This is a genomic window from Rhodoplanes sp., assembly GCF_013377085.1.
Classification (GTDB): Bacteria; Pseudomonadota; Alphaproteobacteria; order Rhizobiales; family Xanthobacteraceae; genus Rhodoplanes.
Map to the genome: position 1 here is coordinate 115,186 of NZ_JACAAX010000014.1, position 13,542 is coordinate 128,727.

The 13,542-nt window shown below is 68.1% G+C and carries 14 protein-coding genes; all 14 read left to right on the forward strand.

Going from position 1 to position 13,542, the window contains the following annotated elements:
• The first annotated feature begins 215 nt into the window (after positions 1-215).
• The gene (locus HXX10_RS12410) at positions 216-2,192 is read left to right on the forward strand and encodes an ABC transporter ATP-binding protein/permease (RefSeq protein ID WP_296522562.1); all 1,977 of its coding nucleotides are present in this window, start codon (positions 216-218) and stop codon (positions 2,190-2,192) included.
• Between the two features lie 266 nt (positions 2,193-2,458).
• Positions 2,459-3,175 carry a phosphatidylserine decarboxylase gene (locus HXX10_RS12415; RefSeq protein WP_296522582.1) on the forward strand — a complete coding sequence of 239 codons (717 nt, stop codon included), beginning with the start codon at positions 2,459-2,461 and terminating at the stop codon, positions 3,173-3,175.
• Between the two features lie 479 nt (positions 3,176-3,654).
• Positions 3,655-3,888, forward strand: a complete 234-nt coding sequence (locus tag HXX10_RS12420) for a hypothetical protein (RefSeq protein ID WP_296522563.1) — start codon at positions 3,655-3,657, stop codon at positions 3,886-3,888.
• Between the two features lie 166 nt (positions 3,889-4,054).
• Positions 4,055-4,999, forward strand: a complete 945-nt coding sequence (pssA, locus tag HXX10_RS12425; RefSeq protein WP_296522564.1) for a CDP-diacylglycerol--serine O-phosphatidyltransferase — start codon at positions 4,055-4,057, stop codon at positions 4,997-4,999.
• Positions 5,000-5,124: 125 nt separating this feature from the next.
• Positions 5,125-7,341 carry a phosphoribosylformylglycinamidine synthase subunit PurL gene (gene purL, locus HXX10_RS12430; RefSeq protein WP_296522565.1) on the forward strand — a complete coding sequence of 739 codons (2,217 nt, stop codon included), beginning with the start codon at positions 5,125-5,127 and terminating at the stop codon, positions 7,339-7,341.
• Positions 7,342-7,412: 71 nt separating this feature from the next.
• Entirely contained in the window at positions 7,413-7,649 is a 237-nt protein-coding gene (locus HXX10_RS12435) for a BolA family protein (protein WP_296522566.1), read from the forward strand.
• Between the two features lie 307 nt (positions 7,650-7,956).
• Positions 7,957-8,436 (forward strand): RidA family protein, encoded by a 480-nt coding sequence (locus HXX10_RS12440; protein WP_296522567.1) that lies wholly within the window; start codon positions 7,957-7,959, stop codon positions 8,434-8,436.
• A 127-nt stretch (positions 8,437-8,563) separates the two neighbouring features.
• Entirely contained in the window at positions 8,564-8,902 is a 339-nt protein-coding gene (gene grxD, locus HXX10_RS12445; protein ID WP_296522568.1) for a Grx4 family monothiol glutaredoxin, read from the forward strand.
• Positions 8,903-9,090: 188 nt separating this feature from the next.
• The gene (locus HXX10_RS12450) at positions 9,091-9,348 is read left to right on the forward strand and encodes a type II toxin-antitoxin system Phd/YefM family antitoxin (RefSeq protein ID WP_296522569.1); all 258 of its coding nucleotides are present in this window, start codon (positions 9,091-9,093) and stop codon (positions 9,346-9,348) included.
• Complete coding sequence (locus tag HXX10_RS12455; RefSeq protein WP_296522570.1) at positions 9,345-9,728, forward strand: type II toxin-antitoxin system VapC family toxin; 384 nt, start codon at positions 9,345-9,347, stop codon at positions 9,726-9,728. Before HXX10_RS12450 ends, HXX10_RS12455 begins: the two co-directional genes overlap by 4 nt.
• A gap of 72 nt (positions 9,729-9,800) precedes the next feature.
• Positions 9,801-10,400: a hypothetical protein gene (locus tag HXX10_RS12460; protein ID WP_296522571.1), complete on the forward strand. Its 600-nt coding sequence runs from the start codon at positions 9,801-9,803 to the stop codon at positions 10,398-10,400.
• 312 nt (positions 10,401-10,712) lie between these two features.
• Positions 10,713-11,990 carry a M4 family metallopeptidase gene (locus tag HXX10_RS12465; RefSeq protein WP_296522572.1) on the forward strand — a complete coding sequence of 426 codons (1,278 nt, stop codon included), beginning with the start codon at positions 10,713-10,715 and terminating at the stop codon, positions 11,988-11,990.
• A gap of 73 nt (positions 11,991-12,063) precedes the next feature.
• A complete protein-coding gene (locus tag HXX10_RS12470) occupies positions 12,064-12,369 on the forward strand; it encodes a protealysin inhibitor emfourin (RefSeq protein WP_296522573.1) in 306 nt (101 codons plus the stop codon).
• A 387-nt stretch (positions 12,370-12,756) separates the two neighbouring features.
• Positions 12,757-13,542: cache domain-containing protein (locus tag HXX10_RS12475; protein WP_296522574.1), on the forward strand; the 786-nt coding region annotated here is incomplete at its 3' end.

The window sequence follows — 13,542 nt, forward strand, 5'->3', positions numbered from 1 at the left end:
GCCGGTCGGCCGTCGCCGCGGGGGCAGGGCAGGCGGTCGGCCCCGGCCGTCGGTGCTGCAAGCCGGCGCGGGAACGCCTATATGGGAGGCGGGAACGCCTATATGGGAGACGGCGGGCCCGCCCGTCCTGCTGCCGTCCGGCGCGTCGCGGCGGGCCGCGCCTCCCGAAGACCCCGAATCGAACCAACCCGAGCCAACCCGCGAATCGAGACGAGATGAGACCGACTGCGGCCGAATCCCGCGACACATCCGCCGACGGCGGCAGACTGTTCGGCACCCTGGTGGCGCTGTGGCCCTATATCTGGCCGTCCGACCGGGCCGACCTCAAGGCGCGCGTGATGCTGGCCATGGTGCTGCTGATCGGCGCCAAGCTCGCCACCATCGCGATGCCGTTCACGTTCAAATGGGCCACCGACGCGCTGACGGCGACGGGCGCGCCGGAGAGCACCGCGACCATGCTCGCCTGGGTGCTGGCCGCGCCGATCGCTCTGACGGTCGTCTATGGCGGCACCCGCATCCTGATGGCGGTGCTCACCCAGGTGCGCGACGGCATCTTCGCCAAGGTCGCCATGCACGCGGTGCGGCGACTGGCGATTCTCACCTTCGAGCACATGCACAGGCTGTCGCTGCGCTTCCACCTCGAGCGCAAGACCGGCGGCCTGACGCGCGTGCTCGAGCGCGGGCGCAACGGCATCGAGATCATCGTCCGGATGGTGCTGCTGCAGCTCGTCCCGACCATCGTCGAGCTCGGCCTGATCGTCGGCGTGCTGCTGTGGCAGTTCGACTGGCGCTACGTCGCCACCATCGTGGTCACGGTGGTGCTGTACATGTGGTACACCTACGTCGCGACCGAGTGGCGCATCGGCATCCGCCGCAAGATGAACGACAGCGACACCGACGCCAACACCAAGGCGATCGACTCGCTCCTCAACTTCGAGACGGTGAAATACTTCAGCGCCGAGGAGCGCGAGGCCAAGCGTTACGACCGCTCGATGGCCCGTTACGAGGACGCCAGCGTCAAGGCCTACACGTCGCTCGCCGTGCTCAATGCCGGTCAGGCCGCGATCTTCACGGTCGGCCTCACCACCGTGATGGGCATGTGCGCGATGGGGGTGCGCAACGGCACCCACACGATCGGCGACTTCGTCATGATCAACGCCATGATGATCCAGCTCTACCAGCCGCTGAACTTCATGGGCATGGTGTATCGCGAGATCAAGCAGGCCGTGATCGACATCGAGGCGATGTTCTCGCTGCTGTCGCGCGAGACCGAGATTGCCGATGCGCCCGGCGCGCCGCCGCTCGCGGTTGCGGCCGGCACCATAAAGTTCGAGGATGTGCGCTTCGCCTACGAGCCGGCGCGGCAGATCCTGCAGGGGCTCTCCTTCGAGGTGCCGGCCGGCCGCACGGTGGCGATCGTCGGTCCGTCCGGGGCCGGCAAGTCGACGATCTCGCGGCTGCTGTATCGCTTCTACGACGTCACCGGCGGCCGCATCACCATCGACGGCAAGGACATCCGCAGCGTCACTCAAGGCTCGCTGCGCAACGCCATCGGCATGGTCCCGCAGGACACCGTGCTGTTCAACGACACCATCCGCTACAACATCCGCTACGGCCGCTGGGAGGCGACCGACGCCGAGGTGGAGGAGGCCGCGCGCCTCGCCCAGATCGACAATTTCATCCGCATGGCGCCGAAGGGCTACGAGACCGAGGTCGGCGAGCGCGGCCTGAAGCTGTCGGGTGGCGAGAAGCAGCGCGTCGCCATCGCCCGCACGATCCTGAAAGGGCCGCCCATCCTGCTGCTCGACGAGGCGACCTCGGCGCTCGACAGCCACACCGAGAAGGAAATCCAGGACGCCCTCGCGCTGGTGTCGAAGAACCGCACCACGCTGGTCATCGCGCATCGGCTCTCCACCATCGTCGGGGCCGACGAGATCATCGTGCTGGACAAGGGCCGAATCGTCGAGCGCGGCACCCATGCGGCGCTGCTCGCAGAGGATGGGCTCTATGCCTCGATGTGGAACCGCCAGCGCGAGGCCGAGGAGGCGCGCGAGAAGCTGGCGCAGGTCGGTGAGGAGGTCGGCGACACGCCGGCGGCGCCGAACCGCAATCCGCCCGGGACCGACGATCTCGACCCCGCCGGCGGCCCGGAGGACGGTCCGCCGTCCGACCGCGCCGAGGCGGCCGCCTGAGGCGGCTCGTCGCCGTCGCGACTCGCCGCCATGGCGACGCGGCTGTGTACGCCTTTCGCACAACCACCCTTCGCGGCCGACGATGTGGTACGAACGAGGCCGATTCAGGCGGACGCCGCGGCCACCCCCGACTCCGTCATTCCGGAAGCCGAGCGAAGCTCGGCTGTCCGGAATCCATAATCCCTGTCGGCGAGTATGGATTCCGGGCTCGCAGGCCTGCAGCCCGCGCCCCGGAATGACAGAGGCAGAGTGTGGCCCGAGGTCACATTTCGAGAGCTCCCATGTCCATCGTCGATTCCATTCGCTCCCAGCTCGTGCCCATCAATTCCGAGGGCTATCCTTTCATCGGCGCCTTTGCGCTGGTCAGCCTGGTTCTATTCTGGCTGTGGTCGCCACTCGGCTGGCTCGGCGTCGTCGCGACGCTGTGGTGCGTCTATTTCTTCCGCGATCCGCCGCGCGTCACGCCGCTCCGCGAAGGCATCCTGGTGTCGCCGGCGGACGGCCGCGTCGCGCGGGTGTCGCCGGCCAAGCCGCCGGTCGAACTCGGGCTCGGCGATGCGCCGCTGCCGCGCGTCTCGATCTTCATGAATGTCTTCGACGTCCACGTGAACCGCAGCCCGATCGCCGGCCGCATCGAGCGCATCGCCTACACGCCGGGCCTGTTCATCAATGCCGAGCTCGACAAGGCGAGCGAGAACAACGAGCGCAACGGCTTCGTCATCGCGACGCCGGCGGGCGTGCGCATCGGCATGGTGCAGATCGCCGGCCTGGTGGCGCGCCGCATCGTCAGCTTCGTGCGCGAGGGCGCCAGCGTCGGGGCGGGCGAGCGGGTCGGCATGATCCGCTTCGGCTCGCGGGTCGACGTCTACCTGCCCGAGGGGTCGCGGCCGCTGGTCGCCGAGGGCCAGACCATGCTGGCCGGCGAGACCGTGATCGCCGACCTCAAGGCGAGCGACCCCGGCCGCACCTTCCGGGTGGGGTAGGCGAGTCGCGACCCGGCGAGGCCGCTTCGAAGGCCTCTGCGAGGAGCCGGAGAGGACGCGGACGAGAACGTTTGGAGTCCATATGGCCGCGCGCGGTGCTGCACAGGGGATCTCCTCTTTAGAGGACCTCTAATGTATGTGAAATTCACGAGTCCCACCCGACGACGGTACTATCGTAGGCATTGAAAAGCGCCGCGCCGTGACTCAAAACAGTCCGACGAGGCATCGGGGCGTCTGCACAACGACAATAAACAAGAGGTCGATCCATGTGGTCCTGTCTTTCGGGAATACAGGTGTCGGCTCACGATCAATAACAGTATGGTAGAGACGAGCTTCAGGCTTGTTCGTTAGCCTGGAATCTCAGATCTATTGCTATTTTTGATCGGAATCATGTTCTGGTTTCATTGTGACCGCGGCGGCTCTTTTGTGGCTGCGCCGATATCGGCGCAGCAGCACGACGACATTGCGAGGCGGGGGCGATGAGCAGGTTCAAGATCGATCACGACAAGCCGGTGCCGGCGCAGGCCCGCGACCTGATGGCGTTGTTCGGGCCGCGCGCCTACGGCGTCGCGCGTCGCATGCAGCGCCGCAATTTCCACCGGGCCGAACGCGCCCGCTACTGGGCCGCGGTCGCCCGCGCCGTCCGGCACGCCCGGATGGAGGATCGGGTCAAGACGGGCGGCGGCAGGAGCGTCGGCGGCACGACGGCCTGAAACCTCCGTCATTCCATTCCGCGGTTATGGAGTCCGGGCTCGCCGCTGCGCTGCGCCCCGGAACGACAAGCCTGACCGTCTGCCCGCCACCCGATGTTTCATCCGCGACATTCTGAGCACTGCGCGGCATGGCGAAACAGTGCGGCCGGCGCTATAGTCGCCCGCCATGTCCCTGTTCCCCCCCTTCGATCCCGACCGTGACCGGCGCGAGCCGCGCCTGCGCGGTTTCCGCCCGATCCCCATCCGGACGCTCGTCCCCAACATCGTCACGCTGCTGTCGCTGTGTGCCGGCCTGACCGCCATCCGGCTCGCAGCCGAGTTGCGCTTCGAGCTGGCGCTCGCCGCCATCGTGTTCGCCGCCGTGCTGGACGGCATCGACGGCCGGCTCGCCCGCATGCTGAAGGGCACGTCGCGCTTCGGGGCGGAGCTGGACAGTCTCGCCGACTTCGTCAATTTCGGCGTCGCGCCGGCCCTGATCCTGTATTTCTGGGGCCTGCACGACCTCAAGAATGTCGGCTGGATCGTCGCCATCGTGTTCGCGATCTGTGCGGGCCTGCGCCTCGCCCGCTTCAACGTGATGATCGACGACCCCAATCGCCCCGTCTGGGCCGGCAACTTCTTCACCGGCATTCCGGCGCCGGCCGGCGCCATCGTGGTGCTGCTGCCGATCTATCTGCAGTTCCTCGGCGTGGCGAAGTCCCTGATCCCGATGCCGCTGGTGCTGATCTATACGCTGGCGATCGGCCTCCTGATGATCTCCAAGCTGCCGGTGTGGTCGGGCAAGAAGCTCGGCACCAGGGTGGCGCCCGAGATGGTGCTGCCGGCCTTCGTTCTGGCCGTGCTGTTCTTCGCCCTGTTGATCAGCTACCCCTGGGAGGTGCTCACCACCGGGACCGTGGTCTATCTCGGCTGCCTGCCGCTCGGCTGGAAGTCCTATCGGCGACAGGCCGAGGCCGATCGCGCCGCCGCCGATCGGGCGGCCGCCGGGCGATCGCCGCAGCCGGCCGAGTCCGGCCTCTCGACGGGAGCGCCCCCCCCGGCCGCGGCCGTGCCGCCCGAGGCTCCGCGGCCCGAAGGGCCGAACGGCGAGCGGCCGAGCCGCCTCAACTGACGGGCGAGGGGCGCGGCGACGGGACGCCCGGCGAGACTGGTGCGCAGGCGCTGTTCAAGGTTGACGCCGGCGCGGGGCCGGGCGATGCCTGCCGCCTCGAAGCGGTGCAGCATGAAGGCCATTCCGTGAGCCAGACCGAGCCGAAGATCACCCCGGAGCTGATCGCCCAGCACGGGCTGAAGCCGGACGAGTACGAGCGCATCGTCGCCCTGATCGGCCGCGCCCCGACCTTCACGGAGCTCGGCATCTTCTCGGCCATGTGGAACGAGCACTGCTCGTACAAGTCCTCGAAGATCCACCTGAAGACGCTGCCGGTGAGCGCCCCCTGGGTGATCCAGGGCCCGGGCGAGAACGCCGGCGTCATCGATATCGGCGACGGGCTTGCGGCGGTGTTCAAGATGGAGAGCCACAACCACCCGAGCTACATCGAGCCCTACCAGGGCGCGACCACCGGGGTGGGCGGGATCCTGCGCGACGTCTTCACCATGGGGGCGCGGCCGATCGCCTGCCTCAACTCTCTCTCCTTCGGGGCGCCCTCGCACGCCAAGACCCGCCGCCTGGTGGCCGGCGTCGTCGCCGGGGTCGGCGGCTACGGCAACTCCTTCGGGGTGCCGACGGTCGGCGGCTCGGTGCGTTTCCACAAGAGCTACGACGGCAACAACCTGGTCAACGCCTTCGCGCTCGGCCTCGCCGAGGCGGACAAGATCTTCTACGCGGCGGCGTCCGGCGTCGGCATGCCGATCGTCTATCTCGGCTCCAAGACGGGCCGCGACGGGATGGGCGGCGCCACCATGGCGTCGGCCGAGTTCGACGAGGACGCCGAGCAGAAGCGCCCGACCGTGCAGGTCGGCGACCCGTTCTCGGAGAAGCTGCTGCTCGAGGCCTGCCTCGAGATCATGGCCAAGGGCTGTGTCGTCGCCATCCAGGACATGGGCGCGGCCGGGCTGACCTGCTCGGCCGTCGAGATGGGCGCCAAGGGCGACCTCGGCGTCACCCTCGACCTCGACAAGGTGCCGTGCCGCGAGACCGCGATGACGGCCTACGAGATGATGCTGTCGGAGAGCCAGGAGCGCATGCTCATGGTGCTCGAGCCCAGCAAGCGCGACGAGGCCGAGGCGATCTTCCGCAAATGGGGCCTCGACTTCGCCGTGGTCGGAGAGACCACGCCGACCAAGCGGTTCATCGTCGAGCGCAACGGCGTCGTGATGGCCGATCTCCCCATCAAGGAGCTCGGTGACGAGGCGCCGGTCTACGACCGCCCGCATGTGTCGACGGACAAGCCCGCCGTCATCGACCCCGCCTCGATCACGTCGGAGATGACGCTCGCCCATGCACTCGAAGGGCTGATCGGCACGCCCGATCTGTGCAGCAAGCGCTGGGTGTGGGAGCAGTACGACCACGTCATCATGGGCAACACGGTGCAGCGCCCCGGCGGCGACGCCGCCGTGGTGCGCGTGCTGGACGGGCCGAAGGCGCTGGCCATGACCACCGACGTGACGCCGCGCTACTGCGAGGCCGATCCGTTCGAGGGCGGCAAGCAGGCGGTCGCCGAGGCGTGGCGCAATCTCACGGCCGTTGGCGCCAGGCCGCTCGCCGTGACCGACAACCTGAACTTCGGCAATCCCGAGAAGCCGGAGATCATGGGCCAGCTCGTCGACTGCATCGCCGGCATCGCCGAGGCCTGCCGGGCGCTCGACTTCCCGGTCGTGTCCGGCAACGTGTCGCTCTACAACGAGACCAACGGGCGGGCCATCCAGCCGACCCCGACGATCGGCGGCGTCGGCGTGCTCGACGACTTCTCCAAGAGCGCCACCGTCGCCTTCAAGGCGGCCGGCGAGACGATCCTGGTGCTCGGCGCGACAACCGGCTGGCTCGGACAGTCGCTTTATCTGCGCGACCTGTTCGGCCGGGAGGAGGGGGCGCCGCCGCCCGTCGACCTCGCGGTGGAGAAGTGCAACGGCGACCTCGTCCGCGGCCTGATCCGCGACGGCCTGGTCACGGCCGTGCACGACATCTCCGACGGCGGCCTCCTGGTCGCGGTCGCCGAGATGGCGATGGCGGGCGGCCACGGCGCGCATCTCGATGCCGCCGCAGCGGGCGGCGTGCAGCCGCACGCCTTCTGGTTCGGCGAGGACCAGGCCCGCTACGTCGTCACGGCGACGGCCGCCGCCGCCGAGATCGTCTCGGCGCGCGCCCGCGAGGCGGGCGTGCCGGTGCAAAAGCTCGGCACCACCGGCGGGCACGCGGTTGCGATTTCCGGTGACCGACCGAGTCAGCTACAGACCTTGACCGAGAAGTTCGAGCGCTGGCTGCCGACCTATATGGCGGGCGGCGCCGGTTGAGAGCATGGCCGAGGCGCGTTGCCGGGCGCGGATCGACGGTGCACACTGAGATCGACGGTGCGGAGACGGCCATGCCGATGAATGCCAACGACATCGAAGCGCTGATCAAGCGCCACATTCCGGACGCCGAGGTGACCATCCGGGACCTCGCCGGCGACGGCGACCACTATGCAGCCACCGTGGTCTCCGAGATGTTTCGCGGAAAAACGCGGGTGCAGCAGCACCAGCTCGTCTACCAAGCCCTCAAGTCCGAGATGGGCGGGGAGCTGCACGCGCTGGCGCTGCAGACCGGCACGCCGAAGGGCTGAGCGGCTCCCGCAGTCCTGGGCGCGACTTGGCGGCGCAGCGCGACGCACGACCTCTCGGTCGTCATCGTCCGCGAAGGCGGACGATCCAGTACCCGCCGGAGTCCGTTGTTTCATCGAACCGCTGCGGCGTACTGGGTGCTCCGCCTTCGCGGAGCACGACGGCGGACAGCCCTCTTCTGTGGCGGCCTTGCCGCATTCGCCGGTGAGCGAAGTTCGCGAACCGCGCTGGTACGGAGCTTGCTCGTCCGGGCGAGCGCGTGTCTGATCTGGCATCGCGTCTCGTCGTTCTCTTTCCCCCGGAGGTGTCATGACCCGCACCCGTGTCGCCGCGCTCGCGGCGCTCTCGCTCTCGTTCTCGGCCAGCCTCGCCGTCGCCCAGGACCTCTCGCCGAACGGCGTGAAGACGCTGGCGCCGGCCGGCGCCATCAAGACCACCGGCACCTGGAGCCTCGGCACGCGGGCCGGCGACTTCGTCTACATCGCCGGCATGCGCGGCATCGATGCCGCCACCAACACGCTGGTCGCCGGCGACGAGGCCCGCATCCGCCAGGCCTTCCTCAACATGAAGCTGATCGCCGAGTCCGAAGGCGCCTCGCTGCGCGACGCCGTGCGGCTGGTCGTCTATGTCACCGACATGTACCGGTTTCGCCCGTTGGTGAACAAGGTGCAGGAGGAGCTTTGGGGCAAGGGGCCGTATCCGCCCCGCACCATCATCGAGGTCGACCGCCTGAACCAGGATGACATCTGCGAGGTCGAGGGCACCTTCTACGCACCCGCGAAAAAGTGAACCACGGTCCACCGGCCGGGTCGCGGCAAATGCGCCGAAGGGCTTGGTGGACCACCGGATCCTCGTTTAAATAAGGCCGAGCGGGTCCGGCCGCGATTGGGCGACCGGCCTCCCAAGGGACGTGATCATGGGCATCGAGCAATTCATCGACAATGAGCTGAAGTCGAACGACGTCGTGCTGTTCATGAAGGGCACGCCGCAATTCCCGCAATGCGGGTTCTCCGGCCAGGTGGTGCAGATCCTCGACCACCTCGGCGTGCCCTACAAGGGCCTCAACGTGCTGGAGAACGACGACCTGCGCCAGGGCATCAAGGACTTCTCCAACTGGCCGACCATCCCGCAGCTCTACGTCAAGGGCGAGTTCGTCGGCGGCTGCGACATTATCCGGGAGATGTTCCAGGCCAACGAGCTGCAGCAGTTCTTCAAGGACAAGGGCATCGCGGTCAGCGCCCCAGCGGCGAGCTGACGCGCTTCGACGTCTTCGCGCGACCGAAAGGCCGGGGTCAACACCCCGGCCTTTTCGTAGTGGGCGGCAGGGCACGATATGTCGTGGCGTGTCCCCGGCGCGCACCTTGGAACCGAAGGTTGAGTTGGACTACCTAATAGTCTACATTTGATTTGAAGAATATCCTCGGGTCGAGATCGGGGTTTTGGATGCGCGTGTCCGTGTCCGACGCTAAAGGACAGTTGACCGACTTGGTGCGGCGCGCCGAGGCGGGCGAGGAAGTCATCCTCACCCGGCACGGCCACGCCGCCGTGCGCCTCGTTCCGCTCAAAGCCATGCCCGACCGAACCAGCCGCCGCGCCTTGCTCGACGCCGTCCGGGTCGCCGGCGCCGCACGGGCGACGGCTGGGCCGAACGCCGCCCGCAGCCAAGATGCGCTCTACGACGATGACGGTCTGCCCGGATGATCGCCGTCGACACTTCGGCCCTGATGGCGGTCGTTCTCGACGATCCCGTGGCGGATGCTTGCATCGCGGCACTGGAGGCCGAGGACCACCTGGTGATCTCGGCCGGGACCGTGGCAGAAGCCCTGATCGTCTCGGCGCGGCGCAATGTCGGCGACGAGATGGTGCGCTTGATCGATGGCCTCGGTTTCGACATCGTCAGCGTGACACCGGCGGCGGCGCGACGGATCGCCCAAGCCTACGCGACCTGGGGCAGGGGCGTGCATCCGGCGAGGCTGAATTTTGGCGACTGTTTCGCCTACACGGTCGCCAAGGATCACGGGTGCCGGCTGCTCTATGTCGGCGAAGACTTTTCAAGAACCGACATCGACGGCGTTCTTTGATCCCTGCCGCCTCCGGTGATCCCGCCGCGCCCGGCCGTCGTACTCCGGTCATATCGCCGTCCGGAGGGCCGAATGCGTGATCTGGTGGCGCGGCTGCGCGCCTATGCGACCGTCGATGATCCGCTCGCCGCCGCCGCCGCGACGGTCGCCGTGGTCGTGGTCGGCAATCAGCCCTTCTATCCGCTCTATCTGCACGCCATCGCCGGGACGGCCGCCTGGCCGGTGTGGCTGACGCTCGCCTCGACGCCGTTCTTCCTCGCCGTGCCCGCGCTCGCGCGGCGGAGCTCGCTGACGGGCCGGCTGATGCTGCCGGTGGTCGGGATCGCCAACACGCTGCTGGCGATCAAGGCGGTCGGGCGCGACAGCGGGCTCGACCTGTTCCTGATCCCATGCGCGCTGCTCGCCGCCGCGCTGGTGCGGCCGCGCGAGCGGCTCGTCGCGTTGCCGGTGCTGGCCTTGCCGTTCATCGCGTACTTCTGGCTCGGCGGACTTTTGGGGGCGCCGCTGGTGCAGTTCCGGCCCGACCAGGACGCAGCGATGCTGGTCGTCAACGCCGTCAGCGTCGCCAGCCTGGTGACGCTGATCGGCCTTCTGGTCGCTGGCCTGATCGACCGGCAGACCACGCCGGGACCTGCAGGACCCATCGCGGTGCCCGCCATCACGCCGCAATGACGGACACGTGATGGTTGCGTTCCGTTGTGGGCTTCCCTCGCTCGGCGAGGGGAGTCATGCTCCCGCCAAGTCCGCATGGCGATCGATTGGCGCCAGTGGACAGTCCGGCGCTTTGATCGTCGGCTCATCCGGTGCGTAAAGCCTGCCCGGTGCAAGCTCGCCCCATCGCGGCACCCGTCGGCACGGGAGATCCACGAGGGACGACCCCTACGGCCTTTGGCCGTCCGACCCCGCGGCCGCGGGGACAGCATGCGTACAAACAGTCGGAATTCGGAACTGCTCGGAACTTCAACGGCAGAACGGAGGACTGTCATGTCGTCTGCGAATTCGGTGCCTGGATCGACGCTTCGGCGTGGGTTGTCGTCCCGCTCCGGCGGCCATCGCCGCCTGTGCGGCTGCGTCAACTGCATCATGCCGCCATACATCCTGAAGAGGCTGCTGGAGAGCTCCGACCGGGAGATCCGGAAGGCCGCGCTCGACACCCTGCTCAGCACGGCGCAACTGCGCGGCGAGCGCTCGGTCCGCACCGCCTTCGCGGCGGCGAGCGGTCCGGCCAACGGCCGCCGCACCATCTTCGACTGCCACCACACGTCCAATCTGCCCTCGGCCCGGCTGGCGCGCTCGGAGGACGGCGCCGCCTCGTCGGACAAGTCGGTCAATGCGGCCTTCGATGGGCTCGGCAAGACCCGGGACTTCTATCGCCAGGTGCTCGACCGCAACTCGCTCGACGGCCGGGGCATGCGGCTCGACGGCTACGTCCATTACGGCGTGCGCTTCAACAACGCCTTCTTCGACGGTCAGGAGATGGTGTTCGGCGACGGCGACGGCATCCTGTTCGGCGACTTCACCGGGTCGCTCGACGTGATCGCCCACGAGCTGACGCACGGCGTCACCCAGTTCACGGCCGGGCTCGAGTATCACGGCCAGTCCGGCGCCCTGAACGAGTCGATCTCCGACGTGTTCGGCTCGCTGGTGAAGCAGTGGTCGCTCGACCAGACGGCCGAGGAGGCCGACTGGCTGATCGGCGCCGACATCTTCACGCCGGGAATGAAGGGCGACGCGCTGCGCTCCATGAAGGCGCCCGGCACGGCGTTCGACAACGACCGGATCGGCAAGGATCCGCAGCCCGACACCATGAGCAACTACGTGCAGCTCCCCGACGACGACGACAATGGCGGGGTGCACATCAACTCGGGCATCCCGAACAAGGCATTCTACTTGACCGCCACGGCGATCGGCGGCGTCGCCTGGGAGGCGCCGGGGCACATCTGGTACGAGGCGCTGGGGGCCGCCACCGCCACCACGGAGTTCCAGGAGTTCGCCGATCTGACCTACGGCAAGGCCGGCCAGCTCTACGGTACCGGCAGCCACGAGCAGCACGCGGTCCAGCATGCCTGGCGCGAGGTCGGCATCCGGGTCAGCGGCATGGTCGCCGGGCGGACGGGGCGGCGGGGCCGGTCGGCCACGGACGGGCGCGAGGCCGACACGCTCGCGGCGCTCTCCAAGCAGATGGACGCGCTGTCCTCGCAGGTGCGGGCGCTGCAGACCGAGGTCAGCGGGTTGCGGCGAAGCAGCCGGTCGGCGGCCTGATCCGGCGCGTGACCCGACGGGCCGTCGGCGCTACGACTGAGGTGTCGTCGCCGACATGTCGGGAGCGGGTGCCATGAAGGTCACGGTCGTCGTGCGGGGCGGTCAGATGGGCGCCTTCGCGAGCCGTCTGCCGTCCCAGGTCGTGGACGCCGCCGCTCTTCCGCCGGCGCAAGCGGCGGAGTTGCGGCGGCTGGTCGAGGCGGCCCGGCAGGTGCCGACCCGGACGCTGTCGCCCGGCGCCGTGCCGGGCGATGTCCAGAGCATCGCCGTCACGGTGGAGGACGGCGGTGCGCCCTTCACGATGCGGGCCAGCGACGCGACGATGTCGTCGGCCTTCTCGGCGCTGGTCGACTGGTTGCGCCGCCGTACCGGCCCGTGATGGCGAGGCGGCAGTCGTTTTCAGTACGCTGCGTCCCGCACGTCGCGTCAGATGGTCACGACGGGCTCGTTCGGCGGCAGCCATCCGATCCTGCTGGGCCAGACGGCGCGCGGCACGGTGGAGGGATTCGGTCAGATCACGGTCTGCATGACGCGGTGCGCCGGCGACCCGGTGGGCCCTTATCGGTATCTGAATACGAGCGGCCCCCGGCGACACGCGTCCGCCGGCGCTCAGACGTGGGGCTCAAATAGTACTTTCGGATAATTTCATCGGATTCGGACTATGTCCGGTAACGTAGGTGAATACAATTTGACGGTAATTTAGAGCCAATTAACGAGCACCTGCGCCTCTGTTGTCAGTCATCGAAAATGTTTTACGGAGTGTGCCGTGGTGCGCCGTTTCAAATTGTCGGTCGGGGCGTCGATTTATATCCTCATTGGTCTCGGCTTCCTCGGCCTGATCGGCATCGCGTCCATCGATCTGCGCGAGCTGTCGACCAGCTTGAAGGAGCAGAAGCAGGTCGAGCTGCGGCACCTCGTCGATCTCGCCGTGGGAATCGCCAAGGAGGAGCACGCCGCTGCGGAGCGCGGGGCTGTTCCGGCCGCCGAGGCGCAGAAGATCGCGCTGGCCCGCATCACCGCCCTGCGGTACGACGGCAACGAGTATTTCTTCGTCAGCGATATGCAGCACCGCATCCTGGCGCACGGCGTTTCCGCCCAGCTCGTCGGCAAGGATCTCTCCGACACCAAGGATCCGACCGGAAAACGCCTGGTCGTCGATCTCGTCGACGCGGTCCGCAAGAACGGCAGCGGCTTCGTCGACTATGTCTGGGCCAAGCCGGGCGCCGACAAGCCGCAGCCGAAGCTGTCCTACGTGGCCGGCTTTGCGCCGTGGGGATGGGCGATCACGACCGGCGTCTATGTCGACGATCTCGATGCGCAGACCTGGGCGGCGGCACAGCGCTCCTTGCTGGCGGCCGTGCTGGTGATGCTGCTGACCCTTGTGGTGTCGATCGTCATGGCGCGGCGCATCACACGCCCCCTCAAGGCGATGACGGGAACCATGGGCGAGCTCGCGGCCGGCAACCTTCAGGTCGCCATCCCGGGCGTCGGGCGGCGCGACGAGATCGGCGAGATGGCCGAGGCCGTCGCCGTGTTCAAGACCAATGCGGTC